We start from the raw sequence: 20,708 nt of genomic DNA on the forward strand, positions 1-20,708 counted from the left end.
CTCCTCGTGCTGTCCAGCGTGCGCTCCGGCGCACGGTGGGCAGCACGAGGCACTCGAGGGGGTCAGCCGGTGACGGCCAGGACGAGCGGCAGCACCTCGGCGGCGCCGGCCCGGCGCAGCGCCAGGGCGGCGAGGGTCAGGCTCCAGCCGGTGTCGGTGCGGTCGTCGACCAGCAGCACGCGCGCGCCCTCCGGCACGTCGGCGTGCAGCGCCGAGCGGCGACCGACCGCCGCGACCCGCTGGGCGGAGTTCATCGCACCCTGGCCCGGCGCGACGTCGGGGTCCACCACGGCCCAGGTCCCGACGACCGGCACCTGGAGGTAGCGCGAGAGACCGGCGGCCAGGTCGGTGGTCAGCGTCGGTCGGCTCGCCGACTCCACCACGACGATCGCGTCCACCCGCGGTCGCCACTCCTCGAGCACCTCGACGACCGCCCGCACGAGCGGCACCGGCACCGGGCCGTCGGGCGTGCCCGGGGCGAACAGCTCCCGCAGCGCCTGCCCGTGCCCGAGGTCGGTGAGCCGGGCGACGGCGCGGCCCTCGGCGGCGCCCTCCCCGATCTTGCCCTTGAGGTCGACACCGAGGTTGGCCAGCGCGGTGGGCCACATCTTGCGCGGCTCGACGACGACGCCGGGCCGGGCCAGCCGGGCACCGGCCTCCTCCAGCGCCGCCGCGGAGACCTCGGTCGACACCGCGAGCCCGCCGCAGTTGTCGCAGCGGCCGCAGTCGGCCGCCTCGGGGTCGTCGAGCTGGTCGCGCAGGAAGCGCATGCGGCACCGGTCGGTGGCGATGTAGTCCAGCATCGCCTGCTGCTCGCGCTCGCGCGCCTCGGTCACCCGGCGGTACCGCTCCTCGTCGTAGGCCCACTCGCGCCCGGTCGACTCCCACCCGCCGCGCACGCGACGCACGGCGCCGTCGACGTCGAGCACCTTGAGCATCGTCTCCAGGCGGGTGCGGTTGAGCTCGACCCGCGTCTCGAGCGCGGCGGTGCTCATCGGGCGGCCCTCCTCGGCCAGCACCTGCAGCGTCTGGCGGACCAGCTCCTCCCGGGGGAAGGCCAGCGAGGCGAAGTAGTTCCAGATGTCGCGGTCCTCGGTGGCCGGCAGCAGCACGACCACCGCCTCGTCGGTGCCGCGGCCGGCGCGGCCGACCTGCTGGTAGTAGGCCACCGGCGAGGACGGTGCGCCCATGTTGACCACGAACCCGAGCGTCGCGTCGAAGCCCATCCCGAGCGCGCTGGTGGCGACCAGCGCCTTGACCCGGCCCGCGGCGAGGTCCTGCTCGAGCGCCTGGCGCTCGGTGGTGTCGGTCTGGCCGGAGTACGCCGCCACGTCGTGGCCCCGCGAGCGCAGGTAGTCCGCGATCTCCTGGGTCGCGGCCACGGTCAGGCAGTAGACGATGCCCGACCCCGGCTGCTCGGCGAGGTGGTCGGCCAGCCAGGCCAGCCGCTGCTCGGCCGTGCGCAGCCGCACCACCCCCAGGCGGAGCGACTCGCGGTCCAGCGACCCGCGCAGGACCAGCACCTGCTGGCCCAGGGGGCCCAGCTGCTCGGCGACGTCGGCGGTGACCCGCTCGTTGGCGGTGGCGGTGGTCGCGAGGACCGGGATGCCGTCGGGGAGCTCGGCCAGCAGCGTGCGGATCCGGCGGTAGTCGGGCCGGAAGTCGTGGCCCCAGTCGGAGATGCAGTGCGCCTCGTCGACCACGAGCAGCCCGCAGGTCGCCGCGAGCTTCGGCAGCACCTCGTCCCGGAAGCCCGGGTTGTTGAGCCGCTCGGGGCCGACCAGCAGCACGTCGACCTCGCCGTCGCGGATCGCCTGGTGGGTCGGCTCCCAGTCCTCGATGTTGGTGGAGTTGATCGTCACCGCGCGGATGCCGGCACGCTCCGCGGCGGCGATCTGGTTGCGCATCAGCGCCAGCAGCGGGGAGACGATCACCGTCGGTCCCGCCCCCTGGCCGCGCAGCAGCAGGGTGGCGACGAAGTAGACCGCCGACTTGCCCCAGCCGGTGCGCTGCACGACCAGCGCGCGGCGCCGGTCGACCGCCAGCGCCTCGATCGCCGACCACTGGTCCTCGCGGAGCACCGCGTCGTCCCTGCCGACCAGTGCACGCAGGTGCGCCTCGGCCTGCTCGCGGACGTCGGTCGCGCTCGGGGACGGGGCGGTGGCGGGAGTGGTCATGCCGCCCTGTCTACCAGCGGCCGCGGACGGTCCGGACCGGCCCTCCACAGGCGACAGGACTCGCCGAACCGGCCATCGGCACCTCCTGCCACTCCGCGAGACGGCGGACACACCAGTGGCAGGCAAAGCCTTCTATGGTTAGTCGCGTTTTTCAGTCCACAAACGTATCCACAACTGTGGGACATGACGGGAGCCCGACATGGCAGGCAGCACAGGCACCGCGACGACCGGGGCCGCGGGAGCAGCGGCGGCCGACCCGCGCCGGGTCGCGATGGCCTCGGCCGTCGGCGCGACGATCGAGTGGTACGACTTCTTCCTCTACGGCACGGCGGCCGGCCTGGTCTTCGACGAGCTCTACTTCAACGGCCTCGACGGACCAGCGGCCCAGTTCGCGGCGTTCGGCACCTTCGCGGTCGGGTTCCTCGCCCGGCCCGTCGGCGGGCTCGTCTTCGGCCACTTCGGCGACCGGGTCGGCCGCAAGACCATGCTGATCTGGACGCTCATGATCATGGGGATCGGCACGGCCGTGATCGGGCTGCTGCCGACGTACGACCAGATCGGCGTGTGGGCGCCGGTGCTGCTCGTCGTGCTGCGGGTGCTGCAGGGCATCGGCGTGGGCGGGGAGTACGGCGGGGCGGTGCTGCTCGCGGTGGAGTTCGCGCCGGCGCGACGGCGCGGCTTCTTCGGCAGCTTCGCCCACATCGGGGTGCCGGGCGGCCTGTTCCTGGCCAGCGGCGCGTTCGCGATCGCCTCGCAGCTGCCCGACGAGGCGTTCCTGGCGTGGGGCTGGCGCGCGTGCTTCCTGCTGAGCATCGTGCTGCTCGCCATCGGCGCGTGGATCCGGCTCAGCGTCATGGAGACGCCGTCCTTCCAGCGGGTGCAGGAGGAGAAGCAGGTCTCGGCGATGCCGGTGACCGAGCTGTTCGCCCGCCAGGGCCGCACCCTCCTCCTCGGGATGGGCACGCGGTTCATCGAGGGGTTCACGTTCAACCTGTTCTCGGTCTACCTGCTCGCCTACGCCGTCGACGAGGTCGGCGTCACCAAGTCCACCGCGCTGAACTGCATCATGGTCGGCGCCCTGCTCGGCGTCGTGCTGGTGCTGGTCTCCGGGCGGCTGAGCGACCGGGTCGGCCGCCGGCCGGTGTTCGCCTCCGGCGCCGCCTTCGCCCTGGTCTTCGCCTTCCCGGCGGCGTGGTTGATCCAGACCGGCACGACGCTCGGCGTCTTCCTGACCTTCGTCGGCGGGCTCGGCATCATCTACGGCTGGGTCTACGGCCCGCTCGCGGCGTTCTGGAGCGAGCTGTTCGACACCCGCTACCGCTACTCCGCGCTCAGCACGCTCTACCAGGTCTCCGGCATCCTCGCCTCCGGCCTGACCCCGCTCATCGCGGCCTGGCTGGTGACCCAGGGCGACGGCACGCTGTGGCTCGTCGCGACCTACAACGTCGTGGTCGCCGCCATCAGCCTGGTCTGCGCCCGGCTGCTGCCCGAGACCCGTGGCCGCGACCTGTCCGAGGACCTCGCCCCCGTCGCCGGCGGCGAGGCCGCCCGGCCGGAGCCGGCCGCCGTGTGAGCGGTCACGTGGCGGCGTACGGCGTCCGGTCGTCCGTGCCGCCGACGCCCCGGGTCCGCATCCCCTAACCTCCGAGACGTGCACCCGCCGGCTCGAGAGCTCCCACCGCGCCGCACGCTGGCCTGGGCGGCCCTGGTCGTCGGGATCGGGTGCGCGCCGATCCCGGTGGTGGCGCTCGGCGCCGTCGACGAGGAGGGCGCGGCCGCGGTGGCCGTGGCGGCCGTCGTGGCGCTGGTGTTCGTCGTCCTGCCGCTGTGGGCGGCGTGGCGGCTCCTGCGCGAGCGGATCCTCGTCGGCCCCGACGAGGTGACGGTCTGCTCGGGCTCGACGGTGCGCCGCCGGCTGCGCTACGCCGACCTTACCGAGGTCCGCCCGGTCGTCGACGGCTCGGCCGGCATCGTCACCCCGGAGCTGTGGAACAAGGCCGTGGTGCTGCTCGGCCGCACGCCCGAGGGGCGGCGCACCGGCATCAAGGTCACCCGCCAGCAGGTCCAGACGATCGACCCGCTCCTCGTCGCGCTCCGCCCGGTCCTCGACGCCCGGCCCGAGCTGGTGCGCGCCGAGAGCGAGCGCGCGCTCTTCGGGGAGTACACCGCACGGCTCGGCCGCGACGGCCGCTAGCCCGGCGGCGTACGCCGCGCCCTCCCGGAGGAGGGCGCGGCGCTCAGCTGGTCACCAGATCCGGACGCGCCGGTCGGGGTCCAGCCACAGGCCGTCGCCCTCGCGGGTGCCGAAGACCTCGTGGAACTCGTCGAGGTTGCGCACGATGTTGGCGCGGAACTCCGGCGGGCTGTGCGGGTCGATGGTGAGGTACTGCTGCTCCTGCTGCTGGCGGCGCTTGGTCCGCCAGACGTAGGCCCAGTTGAGGAACAGCCGGCGGCGGTCCTCCTCCGCGGCCGTCCCGCCCTCGGAGATCAGGTAGGCCTTGTGCGCGATCGTCAGGCCGCCGAGGTCGCCGATGTTCTCGCCGACGGTCAGGGCGCCGTTGACGTGCTCGCCGGGGAGGTTGCGCGGCTCGAACCCGTCGTACTGCTCGATGAGCGCCTTCGACTTCACCTCGAAGGCGGCCTTGTCGTCCGCGGTCCACCAGTCGTTGAGGTTGCCCTCGCCGTCGTACTGCGCGCCCTGGTCGTCGAAGCCGTGGCCGATCTCGTGGCCGATGACCGCGCCGATGCCGCCGTAGTTCTCCGCCGCGTGCGCGTCGGCGCTGAAGAACGGCTTCTGCAGGATGCCTGCGGGGAAGCAGATCTCGTTGGTGCCGGGGTTGTAGTAGGCGTTGACGGTCTGCGGGAGCATGAACCACTCGTCGCGGTCGACCGGCGAGCCGATCTTGGCCAGCTGCCGGTCGGTCTCGAAGGCCGCCGCGGCCGCGACGTTGCCGAGCAGGTCGTCGGCGGTGACGTGGAGCGCGGAGTAGTCGCGGAACTTCTCCGGGTAGCCGATCTTGGGCCGGAAGGTCGCGAGCTTCTCGTAGGCCCGCTGCTTGGTCTCCTCGGTCATCCAGTCCAGCTGCGAGATCGACTCGCGGTACGCCGCGAGCAGGTTGGCGACCAGGTCGTCCATGAGCGCCTTGGCGGTCGGCGGGAAGTGCCGCGCGACGTACTCCTGGCCGACCGCCTCGCCGATCGCGCCCTCGACGAACGCGACCCCGCGCTTCCAGCGGGCGCGCAGCTCGGGGGTGCCGTTGAGGGTCCGGCCGTAGAAGTCGAAGTTGGTCTCGACGAAGTCGTCGGTGAGGTAGGGCGCGGAGCTGCGCAGCACGTGGCTGAGCATCCACGGGCGCCACGCGTCGATCGGCACCTCCTCCAGGACCGTGGAGAGGTGGCCGAGGTACGACGGCTGGCGCACGCACGCCTCGGCGAGGGTCTGGTCGCTGCCGCCGAGGTTGGTGACGTAGGCGTCCCAGTCGAAGGCCGGGCACAGCGCCTTGATCTCGGCCAGCGTCATCAGGTTGTAGGTCTTCTGGACGTCGCGCGTCTCCGCCCGCTCCCAGTGGCCGGCCGCGAGCCGGGTGTCGATCTCCAGCACCGTGCGGGCGGCGGCCTCGGCGTGCGGGTGCTCGGCGAGGGTGAAGAGCCGCTCGAGGTAGGCGAGGTAGGCCTCGCGGATCTCGGCGAACTTCTCCTCGCGGTAGTAGGACTCGTCGGGCAGGCCCAGGCCGCCCTGCACCACGTGGAAGAGGTAGCGGTCCGAGCGGCGGTCGTCGGTGTCGACGTAGGAGCCGAAGAGGCCGTGGCCGCCGACGCGCTCGAACTCGCCGAGGAACGCCGCCAGGTCGCGCACGTCGCGCAGCCCCTCCACCGCGTCCAGCAGCGCCCGGATCGGGCGGGTGCCGCGCCGGGCGATCGCCTCGGTGTCCATGAAGGAGGCGTAGAGGTCGCCGACCTTGCGGGCGTCCTCGGTCATCGTCGCCGGGTCGCCGGCGGCGAGCTCCTCGATGATCTCCTTGACGTGCGCCTCGGCCGCGTCGGCGAGCTGCACGAACGGGCCCCAGCTCGACCGGTCGCTCGGGATCTCGGTCTCGGCCAGCCAGCGGCCGTTGACGTGGCCGAACAGGTCGTCCTGCGGACGGATGTCGGTGTCCATGCCCGGGCGGGCGTCATCGAGGATCGTCACGGGACCGACCCTAACCGCCACGACCACCCCGCCGGCGGCCCCGTGGCCGCTAGGTTCTCGGCCATGAGCACCCCGATCCGCGTCGTCGCCACGCTGCCCGTCCAACCCGACCAGGCCGACGCCGCCCGCACCGCCCTCGCCGCGCTCGCCGCCGCCTCCCTCGCCCACGACGAGGGCTGCCTGCAGTACGACGCCTTCGAGTCGGCCACCGCGCCCGGCACGTTCATCACCATCGAGGCGTGGGAGTCGCAGGCCGCCATCGACGCCCACATGGCCGCTCCGCACGTCGCCGAGGCGTTCGGCGTGCTCGGTCCGGTGCTCGCCGGCGACGTCGCGATCTACCCGTTGCGGGCGGTCTGAGCGCTCGCCGGCGGGCGCCCCCGGCGGGACATGTAACGCACCGTCCGCTGCTGTTCCTGCACGTTGCAGCGTGCAGGAACAGCGGCGAACGGTCCGTTACATGACCGGGGCCGGGCGGAACTCACCCGCCACGAGGAGCGGTACGACGCGTGAGGCGCCGACCTCGGAGGCGACGGCCACGTCGTCGGCGAACCCGAGGTCGGCCAGCTCGCGACCGCCCGCGCACGCGGCGAGCTCGGCGGGCAGCCGGTCGGCGACGGCCCGCCACGCGGCGACGGCCACCCGGGCCTCGGGCGAGGCGACGGTCGGGTCGTCGAGAACCCCGGGCGGGAGCCCGGCGAGCACGGCCCCGGCGCCCCAGAGGTCCTCCGCGGCCGGCCGCAGCGAGCCGTCCGGCCACCGCTCGCCGGCCGGCACGAGGGCGACCGTCGCGCCGTCGGCCACCTGCGGCGCGAGCCACGCGGCCACGGCGTCGGCGTTGCGGAGGGAGGCCGCCGCGACGGTGGCCCCGCCGGCGGCCAGCGCCGCGCAGATCGTCGAGCCGTTGGGCGAGGGGAGCACCAGTCGCGGGACGCCGGCGACGCGGGTCATCGCGGCCGGCGAGAGGGTCGGGACGGGGGCGGCTCCCGCGGGCAGCGAGCGGGCCTCGAGCCGGCCGACCGCGAGGACGGCGTCCTGCGCGGCGGCGTACGCCTCGGCCCGCTCGTCCCTCCACCGGAACGGCAGCACGGTGGTGCCGCGCTCGACGGCGATGCCGAGCGTCGTGGTGAACGAGAGCAGGTCCACCACGACCGCGACGTCGGCCGGCCGGTCCCCGCCGACCACGGCGGTGGCGCCGGTCGGGCCCCACTCCAGCCGGACCCGGTGGTCCGGCTGCCGGTGGGCGGGGAGGAAGGCGGGCCCGGCGTCAGCCACGGACGCGGACGACCGACTTCCCGAGCGTCCGGCGGGCGTCCATGTCGAGGAGCGCCTGGGAGAAGTCCTCGAGCGCGTAGGTCGAGCCGATCGGCGGCTTCACGACCCCGGAGGTCATCATCGGCACCAGCCGGTCCCACTGCTGGTGCATGTAGCCGTCGCGGACCATCGCGTAGGCGCCCCACCCGACGCCGCGGACGTCGACGTTGTTGAGCAGCAGCCGGTTGACCTTGACCTGCGGGATGCCCTGGCCGGCGGCGAAGCCGACGACCATCAGCCGGCCCTGGGGCGCGAGCACCCGCAGCGAGTCGGTGAACAGGTCCCCGCCGACCACGTCGACCACGACGTCGACGCCCGTGCCGCCGGTCAGCTCCTTGGCGGCGTCCTTGAAGCCCTCGACGAGCACGGCCTCGTCGGCGCCGGCGTCCCGGGCGACCTGGGCCTTCTCCTCGGTGGAGACGACCGCGATGGTCCGCGCTCCCATGCCCTTGGCGACCTGGATCGTCGCGGTGCCCACGCCGCCGGCGGCGCCGTGCACGAGGACGGTCTCGCCCTCGCGGAGGCCGGCGCGCTCGTGGAGGGTGAAGTCGGCGGTCAGGTAGTTCATCGGCAGCGCCGCGCCCTCGTCGAGGGACAGCGCGTCCGGCAGCGCGAAGACGAAGCCGGCCGGGTTGGCGACCCGCTCGGCCGCGCCGCCCCAGCCGCCGACGCCGGCCACCCGCTGCCCCGGCTCGAAGCCGGGGCCGGAGACCACGGTGCCGGCGAAGTCGACGCCGAGGGTGAACGGCGGCTCCGGCTTCATCTGGTACTCACCCCGGCTCAGCAGCAGGTCGGGGAAGGACACCCCGACGCTGTGCACCTCGACCAGGACGTCGCCCTCGCCCGGCGTGGGCTCGTCGACCTCCTCGACGCGGACGTCGGCGGGACCGGTGGTGGCGAGGACTCTGGCGGCGCGCATGGAGGGAGGCTACCGAGCGGGCGCTCGGTGGCCCAGCACGACGTGCTGGCCCACCGCGACCGTCCCGCCCGCGACCACGTCGACCACCACGCCCGCACAGCCGTCGTTGGCCCGGGTGACCTCCTGCAGCACGGCGGCGCCCACCATCACGCACCGCGGCATCGGCTCGCGCACGACGAGCACCGGCCCGCCGTCGCCGAGCCGCAGCTCCCGCCCGGACCAGGCGTCCTCGGCGAACGGCTCGAGCCCCGGCGCGTCGAGCACCAGGTTCGCGCGCAGGGTCGCCCCGTCGGTGCCCAGCCGCCCGAGCGTCGCGGTGGTCACCAGGTGCAGCGGCCCCTCGTCGTGGTGCGCGACGCGGTCCTCGCGCGCGAGGCCGACCGGCCTGCCGACGTACGCCGTGAGCGCGGCGTCGAGGTCCGGGTCCGGGCCGCGCCAGGAGCGGCCGCCGGGCAGCGAGACCACGGGCCCCGCACCGACCGGACCGTCGTACGTCGCCGCGAGCTCGAGCAGGCCGGCCATCCGCCGGAACCGCCGCGTCGACTTGCCGCTGCCCAGCTTCCCGTCGGGCTCGCGCAGCGCCCACAACCTGTCCCCGTCGAGGCCGCGTGCGCCCACCTCGGCCCGGTCCAGGGACTCACCGCGCAGCGACTTCACCGGCCACCGGTGGACCTCGACGACCCGCACGCGCCGACCGTAGCGGGGTTTCCGCCCCGGCGGCGCGGGGAGGGTGGGGTGACCGCCAGCGCTGCCGAGGAGTCCATCCATGGGGACCGCCACCCGAACACTGTCCGTCCTGCTCGGGCTCGTCGTGCTGCTGCTGGCGCCCGCACCCGCCACGACCGCACCGGCCGGTTCCACCGCCCCTGCTGCTGCCCGTGCTGCTGCCCCTGCTGCCCCTGCTGCCCCTGCTGCCCCGCGAGCCGACGGCGAACCCGGCCAGCTGCTGCTCATGCTCGACGCGTCGGGCTCGATGAAGGAGCCCGACCCGTCGGGCACCACCAAGATGGTGGCGGCCAAGCGGGCCCTCACCAGCGTCGTCGACACCCTGCCGGAGGACGCCACGGTGGGGCTGCGGGTCTACGGCGACCGCAGCGACTCCTGCACCGACTCCCGCCTCGTCGCCCCGTTGACCACCCTCGACCGCGCCGCGCTCCGTGCGGCGATCGCACGGACGGAGCCGACCGGCGAGACCCCGATCGCCTACTCCCTGCGCCAGGCGGTCGAGGACCTCGGCCCCGAGGGCCGCCGCACGATCGTGCTCGTCTCCGACGGCGAGGAGACGTGCGCGCCCGACCCGTGCAAGGCCGTCCGCGCCCTCGTCGGCTCCGGCGTCGACCTGCGCATCGACACGGTCGGCTTCGGCGTCGGCGCCGCCGCCCGTGGCCAGCTGCGCTGCATCGCCGAGGCCGGCGGCGGCACCTACTACGACGCCGCCGACGCCGAGGCCCTCACCGCCTCCCTGGGGAAGCTCTCCCAGCGCGCCACCCGGCCCTTCACGGTCGTCGGCGAGCCCGTCGAGGCCACCGAGCTCCCCGAGGAGGGCCCCGAGCTCGAGCCGGGCCAGTACACCGACCGCTTCGCCGTCGGCACCCCCGTCCGCTACTACCAGCTCCTGCGCCGGCCCGGGTCCACGGTCCGCTTCTCCGTCGTCTCGCGCCCGCTCGCGAGCGCCGACCCGTACAACCGCGAGAGCCTCACGCTCGAGGTGCGGACACCGGAGGGCGAGCAGTGCGCGAGCGCGCGCGGGAGCCGGTTCGACCCCGCCGGGCTGACCCAGGCCCTGGTCGTCGACGTCCACGTCGACGGGCTCGAGGAGACCGTGGGCACCACGGCGACGCCGTCCTCGGACGCGTCCGCCTCGCCCAGCCCGTCAGCCAGCCCGACAGCCAGCCCGACAGCCAGCCCGGCCGGCGTGCCCGCGGACCCCTGCGTCGAGGCGGAGCGCCTCGTGGTCGCGGTGCAGCGCATCGAGGGTGGCGCCCCCGTCCCCGTCGAGGTGCTCTACGTCGAGGAGCCCCCGGTGACGAACCTCGGCGACCTCCCCGAGCCCCTCGACGCGGCCACGATCGAGCCGCTGGTCGCCCCGGCCGAGGGCCGGGGCACGCCGGTGGTCGGCGGCGGCGGGTTCTCCGACGCCCTCCTGCTGGCGCCGGGCACCTACCGCGAGACGCTGCTGCCGGGCGAGCAGATCTTCTACCGGGTGGCCGTCCAGCACGGGCAGTCGGCGGCGTTCACCGTCGACCTGCCGGCTCCGGGAGAGGTCGTGCCCCGCTCCTCCTACCTCCACTTCGACCTGCAGACCTACACCCCGGCCCGCGCGGAGCTCACCGACGTCGGCTCGCTGCCCTCCCTGGGCCCGGGCACCTCCTCGCTGCAGGCGTCGCGCTACGTCCCCGAGGTCCGCTACCGCAACCGTGCCGCGGAGCCGTCCAGCGCACGCGGGTACTCCTACGTGAACCTGCGCAAGGCCACCCTCGCCGGCGACTACTACTTCGTCGTCTCCCGCGCGGCCGCCGAGCCCGGCACCCCGGAGGCCGCACCGATCACCCTGCGGCTGCGGACCGCCGTCATCGGCGAGCCCGCCGGCGCCCCGGCGTACGACGGCGCCGACCCGATCGCGGAGGAGTCGCCGGCCGCCGAGGAGGACACCGCCGCGGCCGACGGGTCCAGGGGGTCCGGCGGGTCCGACGGGGCGGCCGGCGAGGGCTCCGGCTCGGCACTCCCGTGGATCCTGGGCGGCGCCGGGCTCGTGGTCGTGCTGGCCGTGGTCGCGGGCGTGCTGGTCCGCCGCCGGGGCTGAGGGCCGACCCGGCCGGCCGGTACCCGGCTCAGCCCGCCCGGCGCCAGGCGGGGTCGGCGCCACCGGCGGTCCGGCACACGACGGCCACCCCGGTCAGCGTGGTCTCCCGCAGCCCCAGCTCGGCGGTCTCGCACGGCTGGCCGACCCGGGTGACGACCCGGCCGACGTCCACCGACCCGCGGTCCGACGGCGAGGCCGGGGCGGAGGGTGTGGCAGGAGCCGACGGGGCGGCTGAGGTCGTCGGGGTCGGCCGGGGACCGTCCTCCTGCTCGACCGGCCGGTCCCAGGGCCGCCACAGCGCGAGCACGAGCGCCACGACGGCCCCGGCGACGAGCGCGGTGAGCAGCGCGGCGCGGACCGCCGAGGGCCGTGGGCCGGGCTGCGGGGAACGCACCCTGGTCGGCTCCGGCGCGGTCGGACGCGGTGGGGGCGCGACCGGCGCGGTGACGGCGTCGAGGCGGACGTCACCGACGGCGTCGGGGTGCCAGGCCAGCGCGGGGTGGCCCAGGCGCGCCAGCGCCGCCGCGGCGGTCGGTCGCGCGCCCGGGTCGGCGAGGAGCAGGTCGCCCACGAGCGACCAGAGCGGGTCCGGCACCCGGTCGGGCCGGGCAGGGAGCACGGCGGGGGCGGCGGAGGGGACTCCGGTGAGGAGGAACAGGGCGACCTGCCCGGCGGCGTACAGGTCGGTGGGGGTGGCCGGGGCGGCGCCGCCCGCCGCCTCGGGGGCGAGGTAGCCCGGGGTGCCGACGACCGCACCGGTCTCGGTCAGCCGCGGGCCGGCGAGGTCGACGGCGACCCCGAAGTCGGAGACGAGCAGGTGCGGCCGGCCCGGGCCGGTCGCCCGCAGCAGCAGGTTGGCCGGCTTGACGTCGCGGTGGACGACGCCGGCGTCGTGGATCGCGCCGAGCCCCGCGAGCAGCTGGCGCACCAGCTCGGCGACGAGCAGCGGCGGCAGCGGTCCCCGCCGGCGTACCAGGTCCTCCAGCGAGCCGCCCTCGACGACCGGCATCGTGAAGAGCACGAGGTCGTCCTCGCCGGCCCAGCCGAGCGGGGTGAGCACATGGGGGTGCTCGACCCGGGTGGCCTGCTCGCGCAGGAACCGCAGCAGCGAGGCCGCGTCGGTCTGGCGCAGCACCTTGGCCGCGACGACCCGCTGCTCGCGCTCGTCCAACGACGCGCCACACCGTGCCCATCCCGCCCTCACCGAGGAGGTCGAGCAGACGGTAGCGGCCGGCGAACACGGTCGTCGGCGCCGGCTCCATGCCGGGCAGGCTAGACGAGGGCCGGCGGCCGGCGGCTCGGTCCGGCTGACCGCTCAGGTGCGCGGCTCGACGATGGCGACCATCTCGAAGTGCATGGGGTCGGTGTAGCGCCAGTCGCCGCCCCAGCCGAAGCCCCACTTCTTGAAGATGCTCACCACCGTGCGGTCGATCTCCCCGACGGTGCCGCGCAGGTTGCCGGGGACGTTGAAGTCGAGTGCGAGGCCGAAGGAGTGGTTGGAGAGCTTGGTGGAGCCGGCGATGAAGCGCGGGTAGTAGCACCCGGCGTACTCGTCGGGGTGGATCTCGTCGGCCAGGCCGCGCTCGACGACCTCGGTCAGCGCGGCGCGCAGCTGCGGGAAGATCGCCTTGTTGCAGGTGACCGAGCCGAGGATCGGCACCGGCTCGGTGCGGATGTGCTCGGTGACCCAGGCCGGGTCGGGTGCGATCCGGCCGCCGCCGAGCACGGTGTAGTTGAAGGTGCCGACCGCGTCGGCGACGCTGCCGACGAGGAACGCGGTCTGCTGGACGCTCGTGTCGAGGTCGGGCCCGAGGATCTGCACCGAGGCCTCGTCACCGGCGATCTGCTGGATCGGCTTGCGCAGCGCCTGCGGCGAGGTGATGTCGGCCGAGACGAGCAGCGCGTTGCCGGGCTTCATCTCCAGCAGCTCGCCCCACTTCTCGTTGACGACGGCGTCGATCTGGGGGACCTGGGCGACGTACGCGCCGACGTGGGCCTTGGGCGCGCCCGTGGCGTTGCCGAGGGAGAGGAACCCCTGCCGGTCCATGGGGATCTTCTTCTTCATCGTCGGCAGCACGGCGATCTCGCCCGCGGCCACCCGCTTCCACGCCTCGAGGAGGCGGGCGCTGGGCGGTTCGAGGAAGCGGCGGTACGTCGCCGGGTCGACGGCCGCGAGGTTGATGACCTTGTCCTCGACCGGGACCTGCGCCATCGCCAGCGGCTCGACCGCGTCGACGCCCTTCAGTCCCTCGATCCGCTCGACCATGTCGGCGCTGAGCGAGTCCTGGCTGTAGACCAGCATGTCCGGCCCCTGCAGCGGAGTGCCGCGCAGCGGGCCGGGCGGCTCGACGGCGAAGTCGCCCGCGGGCGCGGCGGTGCTGCCGCCCGACTGCGGCGCGGCGGCCGCGGTCGTGCCGCCGGCGGGGGTCCCGGGAGCCGGCGCGGGGGTGGGCTCGGACCCGCCACCGCACGCGCCGAGCAGCAGCGCCGCGGCCACGACGAGCGGCACGCTCCGGGCACGCATCGGTCCCACAGGTCCTCCCTCCCGAGCTCCCCCACCCAGGGTAGGCCGGTCCGGCAACGCCCGCTCGGGAAGCCCGCTCACTCCTCGAGCACGTCGGGCCGGACCGCGAACCACGAGACCAGCCCGCCGAGCACGAGGAGGACGGCGCAGGCGAGCATCGCGGAGCGGTACGCCGCGTCGAGGGCGACCGGGTCGGCGTACTGCTCGCCGCCGAGGCCGACGGCGACCGGCAGCGCGGCGACGGCCAGCAGCGAACCGGCTCGCGCGACGGCGTTGTTGACCCCGCTCGCCAGCCCCGCCTGCTCGTCGGGGGCGGCCGCCAGCACGGTGGCCGTCAGCGGCGCGACCATGAGCGCCAGGCCCAGCCCGAAGACGGTCAGCCCGGGCAGCACGTCGGCGACGTAGTCGACGTCCTCGCCGACGGCCAGGAGCAGGAGCACGCCGACCGCCATCACGATCGGGCCGACGGTCATCGGGATGCGCGGGCCGATCCGGGCGCCGAGCGCGCCCCCGCGGGCGGCGAGCAGCAGCATGCAGACGGTCACCGGCAGCGTCGCGGTGCCGGCGGCCAGCGCGGCGTACCCCCCGACGGTCTGCAGCTGGATGACGAGGAAGAACATCACCGCCCCGAGCGCGGCGTAGACCAGGAGCGTCATCGCGTTCGCGGCGCTGAAGGTGCGGTCGGCGAAGAGCCCCGGCTCCAGCATCGGGTCCGGGCGACGGCGCTCGACCACCACGAAGGCGACGAGCGCCAGGACGGCGAGGGCCCCCGCGGGCAGGGCGAGGCCGTCGCCCCACTGGATGAGGGCGTACGTCGTGCCGGCCAGGCCGAGGGTCGCGAGGGCGGCGCCGGGCAGGTCCAGCCGCCCGGACGCGTGCGGGTCGCGGGTCTCCGGCACGGCCCGCAGCGCGACGACCACGGTGAGCGCGGCCAGGGGCAGGTTGACCAGGAAGATCCACCGCCAGCTCGCGTGGTCGATGAGCACGCCGCCGACGAACGGCCCGACCGCGGTGGCGATGCCGCCGAGGCCCGACCAGGCGCCGATCGCCCGCGGCCGGTCCTCGGCCACGAAGGCGCCCTGGATCATCGCGAGGCTGCCGGGGGTGAGCAGCGCCCCGCCGACGCCCTGGAGCACGCGCGCGGCGATGAGCGTCTCCGCGGTCGGCGCCAGCCCGCAGGCCAGCGAGGCGAGCGCGAACCACACCGTGCCGACGACGAACACGCGGCGGCGGCCGAACCGGTCGCCGAGCGACCCGCCGAGGAGGATCAGGCTGGCCAGGGAGAGCAGGTAGCCGTTGGTCACCCACTGCAGCTGGGCGAGCGAGGCGTCGAGGTCCTCGCCGATCCGCACCAGCGCGACGTTGACGACCGTGCCGTCGAGGAGGGTCAGCCCGGAGCCGAGCGTCGCGGCGGCGACCACGGCCCGGCCGGTCGGCGTGCCGAGCCGGACCGCGGCGGGGCCGCTCACCCCACCCGCAGACGCAGCACGCGGCCGGCGAGCCAGGCGATCCCGTCGGCGGTCTGCGCCGGCGGGGCCGAGGGCTGCATGACGTGGCTGAGCACGACCCGGACGACCATGTCGATGGCGGCGACGAGCTGCTCGGGCTCCAGGTCCACGTCGTACGGCGCCACCCGCTCGGAGACCACGGCCTGCGCGGCGCTGAGCAGCGACTCGGCCTGCGTGGTGAGCAGCGGCAGCAGCTCGGTGTCGGCGCCGTGGGTCGCGCTCACCACCGCGTGCAGCAGCGGGTTGTCCTGGGCCAGCTCGAGGACCGCGCGGGTCGCCCCCCGGATCGCGGCCACCAGGTCGTCGGGGTGGTGGTCGAAGGAGAGCGTCACGACGCCGAGGAAGCGGTCGAGCTCGCGGGCCACCATCGCCTCGGCCAGCCCCGCCTTGGTGCCCATCTCGTTGTACACGGTCTGCCGGCTCACGCCGACCTCGTCGGCGAGGCGCACCATCGTGACGCGGGACCAGCCCAGCTCGGTCGTCATCCGCACCGCGGCGTCGACCACCCGGTCGCGCGTCGTGGTCGGCGCTGCGGCGGGCGGGGTCATGACGACCAGTCTAGGAAGGTGACCTCGGGCCGGCGTCCGGACGGTGGGGGGACGCGCCGGCCACCGGCACGAGGTCGTCTGGAACCGGCCCTCAGGCCGGGTCGAGGCGCAGGGCCAGGACCGGGCAGGCCTCCACGGCGGCGTGGACCCGCCCGCGGTCGGCCTCGGCCGGCGTCTCGTCCAGGACGTGCATGACCTCGTCGTCGTCGAGCTCGAAGTAGTCCGAGGCCATCGCCTCGCACATCCCGAGCCCCTCGCACAGGTCGCGGTCCACGGTGATCCGCACCGCGCCGGTGGGCGCGCCCATCAGGCGTCCGCCCGGGCCAGCGGCACGAAGTCGACCTTCTCGCGCACCCCGCAGTCGGGGCAGCACCAGTCCTGCGGGATGTCGGCCCAGGCGGTGCCGGCGGCGAAGCCCTCGTGCTCGTCGCCGGTCTCGACGTCGTAGACGTAGTCGCAGCTCGGGCAGCGGGCGGCGAGCACCTCCTCGACCGCACCGGGCGTGAGGTCCGCGCGCTCGGCGGCGGTGGGCTCCACGACCGGGGCGGGGTACGCCGCGAGGACCTTCTCCCGCTTGCCCGGCTGGATGTTCGCGCGGCTCATGTCGCCGCCGAAGTGGCCGTGCACGCGGGGGTCCATCACCCGGCGCCAGACCGGCGGGAACAGTGCGAGCACGATCATCCCGGCGTACCCCGTGGGCAGGACCGGGGACTCCTCGAAGTCCCGCAGCGTCTGGTAGCGGCGCGTGGGGTTCGCGTGGTGGTCGCTGTGCCGCTGCAGGTGGTAGAGCAGCACGTTGGTCGCGATGTTGTTGGAGTTCCACGAGTGCGAGGGGTCCACGCGCTCGTAGCGCTGCCGCTCGCCGGCGCCGACCTTCTGCCGCAGCATCCCGTAGTGCTCCATGTAGTTGACGACCTCGAGCAGCGAGAAGCCGATCACGGCCTGGAGCGCGAGGTAGGGCAGCACCTCGACGCCGAGCCAGGCGACGACCGCGCCCCAGAGCACCGCCGACATCAGCCACGCGTTGAGCACGTCGTTGCCGAGGCGGAAGGGGTGCTGCTGCTTGCGGGCGTAGCGGCGCTTCTCCAGGTGCCACGCCGAGCGCAGCGAGCCGAGGACCGTGCGCGGCCAGAACCGGTAGAAGCTCTCGCCGACGCGCGAGGACGCCGGGTCCTCCGGGGTGGCGACGCGGACGTGGTGACCGCGGTTGTGCTCGATGTAGAAGTGCCCGTAGAAGCTCTGCGCGAGCGCGATCTTCGACAGCCAGCGCTCGTGGCTCTCCTTCTTGTGGCCGAGCTCGTGGGCGGTGTTGATGCCGATGCCGCCGATGCAGCCGATCGAGATCGCCAGGCCGACGGCCTCCCACGTCGCCAGGTCGCCGGCGCCCCGGCCGATCCCGGAGAGCGGGTCGCCCGCGGCGATGAGGTACATCGCGCCGAGGAACCCGGCGTACTGCACCGGGAGGAACAGGTAGGTGATCCACCGGTAGTACCGGTCCTGCTCGAGTGCCTCGATCACGTCGTCGGGCGGGTTCGAGCGGTCGAGACCGGCGACCAGGTCGATCGCGGGCACGATCACCAGGATCACGACCGGGCCGATCCAGAAGAACCCGCCGAAGCCGGTCAGCTTCCACCCGGCGTACGCCAGGAAGGCCAGGGACGGGACCACCAGGCCGATCAGCCACAGGTAGCGCTTCTTGTCCGTCCACTGCTCGGTCGAGCCCTGGGGGACGGTCGTGTTCGGGATGGCGCTCATCGACGTACCTCCTGCCGGTGCGGTTGACAGAACCGTAGGGTCTGTACACCCCGTTTGACAAGAGGTACGTCGATGTAAACCTGCCGGACTGCGAATGGGGCGCTGTTTCATCGGCCGGCCGACGAATCTCGCGGAGGGACGATGAAGTTTCATCGGCCAGCCGCCACGTTCATCGGCCGGCCGATGAAGCTCCCGGTGGGCCGCTGAAACTGGCGCGGCCGCGAGCCGGCCCGCGGTCAGGCGTTCTCGCGCCGGAAGACCGCCGTGCCCCACCAGACGGCGAGGCCGAAGAGCACGACCGTCCAGCCGACGCCCCAGCCCATCGTGGAGGCGTCGAACTCGCCGAAGAACGCACCGCGGACGGCGTCGACGACGTGGCGGATCGGCATGAAGTCGGCCAGCGTGTCGAGCCAGGCCGCGCCGAAGCTCATCGGGAGCAGGATCCCGGACAGCAGCAGCACCGGCATCATCACGAGATTGATGACCGGCGCCATCACGTCCTCGCTCTTGACGGTGAGCGCGAACGCGTTGGACGCCGCGGCGCAGGCCCCGCCGAGCAGGATCGTCAGCACGATGCCGAGCAGGATGCCGCCGGGGTTCCAGTCCATGCCCATCACCAGGCCGAGCGCGACGAGGATCAGCGCCTGGACGAGCAGCTGCAGCAGGTCACGGCCCAGCCGACCCATCAGCAGCGCCGACCGGCTCGCCGGGGTCACCCGCTCGGCCTCGATCACGCCCTCGCGCCACTCCCCGATCAGGCTGAACCCGGCGAAGAACGCGCCGAAGATGCCCAGCTGGACGAGCATCCCGGGGACGAACCAGGTGTACTGGTTGACGCCGAGCTGGCCGATCACCGGCTCGAGCAGCGGCCCGAACAGCAGCAGGTAGAGCACCGGCTGCAGCATCCCGATGATCACCCAGGCCGGGTTGCGCAGGTTCATCCGCAGCTGGCGGTTGAAGACGATCGACGTCTCGCGCAGGAAGGTGGTCATCGCGCGGCTCCCGTGCTCGTCGTGGTGGTCGTCGGAGACGGCGTCGCCCCCGCCTCCGGGGGTACGCCGCCGGGCGGGTCGGTCGCCTCGGCCGTGGCCTCGGCGTCCCGCAGCGACCGGCCGGTCAGGGTGAGGAACACGTCGTCGAGGGTCGGCCGGGCCACCTCGATCGAGTCGAGGGCGACCCCGGCCGACTCCAGGTCGCGCAGCAGGCCCGGCACCGCGCGGCCGGCGCGGGAGACCCGGCCCCGGACGTGGCGGCCCTCGACGGCGACGTCGGGGGCCAGCGACCCGAGCTTGTCGCGGGCGACCGCGACGTGCTCGTCGGCGCTGACCTCGAGGTCGACCAGGTCGCCGGCCACCTGCGCCTTGAGGTTGTCACTGGTGTCGCTGGCGACGATCCGGCCACGGTCGATGATCACGATGCGGTCGGCCAGCGCGTCGGCCTCGTCGAGGTAGTGCGTCGTGAGGAACACCGTCGCGCCCTGCTCGGTGCGCAGGCCCGCGATGTGCTCCCACAGGTTGGCCCGCGCCTGCGGGTCCAGCCCCGTCGTCGGCTCGTCGAGGAAGACCAGCGACGGCGAGTGGATGAGCCCCATGACGATGTCGAGGCGGCGCTTCTGCCCGCCCGACATGTTCTTGGGCATCCGGCGCCACAGGCCGTCGAGCTGGAGCCGGTCGAAGAGCTCCTGGCCCTTCGCGACGGCGTCCTTGCGCGACATCCCGTAGAGCATCCCGTGGTCGACGACCTCGTCGCCGGCGTAGGCGCCGGAGAAGGTCGAGCCGACCTGGCTGCAGTAGCCGATGCTGCGCCGCACCTGCACCGGCTGCGTCGCCACGTCGTACCCCGCGACGGTCGCCGTGCCGGCGGTCGGTCGCAGCAGGGTGGTGAGCATCCGCAGGGTGGTGGTCTTGCCGGCCCCGTTGGGGCCGAGGAAGCCGACCACCTCCCCCTCCTCGACGTCGAGGTCGACGCCGTCGACGGCGTGGACCTCCTTGCGCTCCTTCCCACGACCGGTGTGGAAGGTCTGCACGAGCCCTCGTGCGTGGATCATCCGCGCTCCTTCGCTGTCTGGCCGGGTCCGCCTGGCCCGGGCAGTGTCCCGGCGCGCCCCCGCGCGGGGCGAGCCGATTTCCGCCGTGCTCGCACCGCGCAGGACCACAGACCGGCCCGGCGGCCCGGACTCATCGGCCCCGGACGTGGTGGGATGGGCCGATGGCCACCACGACCACCCCCATCGGCATCGACTTCGGCGGCACGGGCATCAAGGGGGCACCGGTCGACCTCGCGGCCGGCGACTTCGCCGCCGAGCGGGTCCGGGTCCGGACCCCGAAGCCGTCGACCCCGGACGTCGTCGCCGCGGTGTTCCGCGAGCTGCTGGACGCCTTCCCCGACGTGGACGGGCCGGTCGGCGTGACCGTCCCGGGCATCGTCCGCCGTGGCGTCGTCGGCTCGGCCGCCAACATCGACCCCGCGTGGGTCGGCACCGACGCCGACGCGCTGTTCACCGAGGCCACCGGCCGCGAGGTGCACGTCGTCAACGACGCGGACGCCGCCGGCCTCGCCGAGGTGCGGTACGGCGCGGCGCGTGGTCGCGACGGCCTGGTCGTCGTCACCACCCTCGGCACCGGCATCGGCTCCGCGCTCGTCCACGACGGCCGGCTGGTCCCCAACAGCGAGCTCGGCCACCTCGTGATCGACGGCCACGTCGCTGAGCACCGCGCCGCCAACAGCGCCCGGGAGCGCGAGGACCTCTCGATGGCGGCGTGGGCCGAGCGGCTGACGGCGTACTACCGCCACCTCGAGCGGCTCTTCTCCCCCGACCTGTTCGTCGTGGGCGGCGGGATCAGCAAGCGGGCCGACGAGTTCCTGCCGCTGCTGCGGCTCGACACCGAGATCGTGCCGGCCACGCTGCGCAACAAGGCGGGCGTCGTCGGCGCCGCGCTGCACGCCGTCGGCGGCTGACCTCTTCCCAGGG

At 74.3% G+C, this 20,708-nt stretch carries 18 protein-coding genes; 5 read left to right on the top strand and 13 right to left on the bottom strand.

The window, feature by feature from the left end:
• Positions 1 to 62: 62 nt before the first annotated feature.
• On the bottom strand, positions 63 to 2,177 hold the full coding sequence (locus tag QWY28_RS04075; protein WP_300951022.1) for a RecQ family ATP-dependent DNA helicase: 2,115 nt from the start codon (positions 2,175 to 2,177) through the stop codon (positions 63 to 65).
• Between the two features lie 199 nt (positions 2,178 to 2,376).
• Between QWY28_RS04075 and QWY28_RS04080 the strand changes: the two genes are divergently transcribed.
• Complete coding sequence (locus tag QWY28_RS04080; protein ID WP_300951023.1) at positions 2,377 to 3,750, top strand: MFS transporter; 1,374 nt, start codon at positions 2,377 to 2,379, stop codon at positions 3,748 to 3,750.
• A 78-nt stretch (positions 3,751 to 3,828) separates the two neighbouring features.
• Positions 3,829 to 4,371 carry a hypothetical protein gene (locus QWY28_RS04085; RefSeq protein ID WP_300951024.1) on the top strand — a complete coding sequence of 181 codons (543 nt, stop codon included), beginning with the start codon at positions 3,829 to 3,831 and terminating at the stop codon, positions 4,369 to 4,371.
• 51 nt (positions 4,372 to 4,422) lie between these two features.
• Here QWY28_RS04085 and QWY28_RS04090 read toward each other — a convergent pair whose 3' ends face one another.
• The gene (locus QWY28_RS04090; RefSeq protein ID WP_300951025.1) at positions 4,423 to 6,366 is read right to left on the bottom strand and encodes a M13 family metallopeptidase; all 1,944 of its coding nucleotides are present in this window, start codon (positions 6,364 to 6,366) and stop codon (positions 4,423 to 4,425) included.
• A gap of 63 nt (positions 6,367 to 6,429) precedes the next feature.
• On the opposite strand from QWY28_RS04090, the gene QWY28_RS04095 reads away from it, so the two are divergent.
• The gene (locus QWY28_RS04095) at positions 6,430 to 6,726 is read left to right on the top strand and encodes a putative quinol monooxygenase (protein ID WP_300951026.1); all 297 of its coding nucleotides are present in this window, start codon (positions 6,430 to 6,432) and stop codon (positions 6,724 to 6,726) included.
• 96 nt (positions 6,727 to 6,822) lie between these two features.
• Here QWY28_RS04095 and QWY28_RS04100 read toward each other — a convergent pair whose 3' ends face one another.
• From QWY28_RS04100 to QWY28_RS04110, 3 genes are read right to left on the bottom strand one after another with little or no spacing between them, the layout of a single operon-like run.
• Positions 6,823 to 7,641, bottom strand: a complete 819-nt coding sequence (locus QWY28_RS04100) for a 2-phosphosulfolactate phosphatase (RefSeq protein WP_300951027.1) — start codon at positions 7,639 to 7,641, stop codon at positions 6,823 to 6,825.
• A complete protein-coding gene (locus tag QWY28_RS04105) occupies positions 7,634 to 8,599 on the bottom strand; it encodes an NADPH:quinone oxidoreductase family protein (protein ID WP_300951028.1) in 966 nt (321 codons plus the stop codon). The genes QWY28_RS04100 and QWY28_RS04105 overlap by 8 nt, the downstream gene beginning before the upstream one ends.
• Before the next feature lie 9 nt (positions 8,600 to 8,608).
• On the bottom strand, positions 8,609 to 9,286 hold the full coding sequence (locus QWY28_RS04110; RefSeq protein WP_300951029.1) for an MOSC domain-containing protein: 678 nt from the start codon (positions 9,284 to 9,286) through the stop codon (positions 8,609 to 8,611).
• A gap of 79 nt (positions 9,287 to 9,365) precedes the next feature.
• Here QWY28_RS04110 and QWY28_RS04115 point away from each other — a divergent pair, with 79 nt between their 5' ends.
• Positions 9,366 to 11,402, top strand: coding sequence for a vWA domain-containing protein (locus QWY28_RS04115; RefSeq protein ID WP_300951030.1), 2,037 nt, complete (start codon positions 9,366 to 9,368; stop codon positions 11,400 to 11,402).
• A gap of 28 nt (positions 11,403 to 11,430) precedes the next feature.
• Here the strand turns inward: QWY28_RS04115 and QWY28_RS04120 are convergent, their stop codons facing one another.
• The 8 genes from QWY28_RS04120 to QWY28_RS04155 all read right to left on the bottom strand — a co-directional run bounded on the left by QWY28_RS04120 (position 11,431) and on the right by QWY28_RS04155 (position 19,784).
• Positions 11,431 to 12,573, bottom strand: coding sequence for a serine/threonine-protein kinase (locus QWY28_RS04120; protein ID WP_300951031.1), 1,143 nt, complete (start codon positions 12,571 to 12,573; stop codon positions 11,431 to 11,433).
• Between the two features lie 144 nt (positions 12,574 to 12,717).
• Positions 12,718 to 13,926 carry a M15 family metallopeptidase gene (locus tag QWY28_RS04125; protein WP_300951032.1) on the bottom strand — a complete coding sequence of 403 codons (1,209 nt, stop codon included), beginning with the start codon at positions 13,924 to 13,926 and terminating at the stop codon, positions 12,718 to 12,720.
• 77 nt (positions 13,927 to 14,003) lie between these two features.
• Positions 14,004 to 15,395 carry an MFS transporter gene (locus tag QWY28_RS04130; RefSeq protein WP_300951033.1) on the bottom strand — a complete coding sequence of 464 codons (1,392 nt, stop codon included), beginning with the start codon at positions 15,393 to 15,395 and terminating at the stop codon, positions 14,004 to 14,006.
• Positions 15,392 to 15,982 carry a TetR/AcrR family transcriptional regulator gene (locus QWY28_RS04135; RefSeq protein WP_300951034.1) on the bottom strand — a complete coding sequence of 197 codons (591 nt, stop codon included), beginning with the start codon at positions 15,980 to 15,982 and terminating at the stop codon, positions 15,392 to 15,394. Before QWY28_RS04135 ends, QWY28_RS04130 begins: the two co-directional genes overlap by 4 nt.
• Before the next feature lie 91 nt (positions 15,983 to 16,073).
• Complete coding sequence (locus QWY28_RS04140; RefSeq protein WP_300951035.1) at positions 16,074 to 16,289, bottom strand: ferredoxin; 216 nt, start codon at positions 16,287 to 16,289, stop codon at positions 16,074 to 16,076.
• Positions 16,289 to 17,737, bottom strand: coding sequence for a fatty acid desaturase (locus tag QWY28_RS04145; protein WP_300951036.1), 1,449 nt, complete (start codon positions 17,735 to 17,737; stop codon positions 16,289 to 16,291). The genes QWY28_RS04140 and QWY28_RS04145 overlap by 1 nt, the downstream gene beginning before the upstream one ends.
• 236 nt (positions 17,738 to 17,973) lie before the next feature.
• Positions 17,974 to 18,729 carry an ABC transporter permease gene (locus tag QWY28_RS04150; RefSeq protein ID WP_300951037.1) on the bottom strand — a complete coding sequence of 252 codons (756 nt, stop codon included), beginning with the start codon at positions 18,727 to 18,729 and terminating at the stop codon, positions 17,974 to 17,976.
• Complete coding sequence (locus QWY28_RS04155) at positions 18,726 to 19,784, bottom strand: ATP-binding cassette domain-containing protein (RefSeq protein ID WP_300951038.1); 1,059 nt, start codon at positions 19,782 to 19,784, stop codon at positions 18,726 to 18,728. The genes QWY28_RS04150 and QWY28_RS04155 overlap by 4 nt, the downstream gene beginning before the upstream one ends.
• A gap of 161 nt (positions 19,785 to 19,945) precedes the next feature.
• On the opposite strand from QWY28_RS04155, the gene ppgK reads away from it, so the two are divergent.
• Positions 19,946 to 20,695: a polyphosphate--glucose phosphotransferase gene (ppgK, locus tag QWY28_RS04160; protein ID WP_300951040.1), complete on the top strand. Its 750-nt coding sequence runs from the start codon at positions 19,946 to 19,948 to the stop codon at positions 20,693 to 20,695.
• The last annotated feature ends 13 nt before the right edge of the window (positions 20,696 to 20,708 follow it).

Source organism: Nocardioides oceani, assembly GCF_030412965.1.
Classification (GTDB): domain Bacteria; phylum Actinomycetota; class Actinomycetes; order Propionibacteriales; family Nocardioidaceae; genus Nocardioides; species Nocardioides oceani.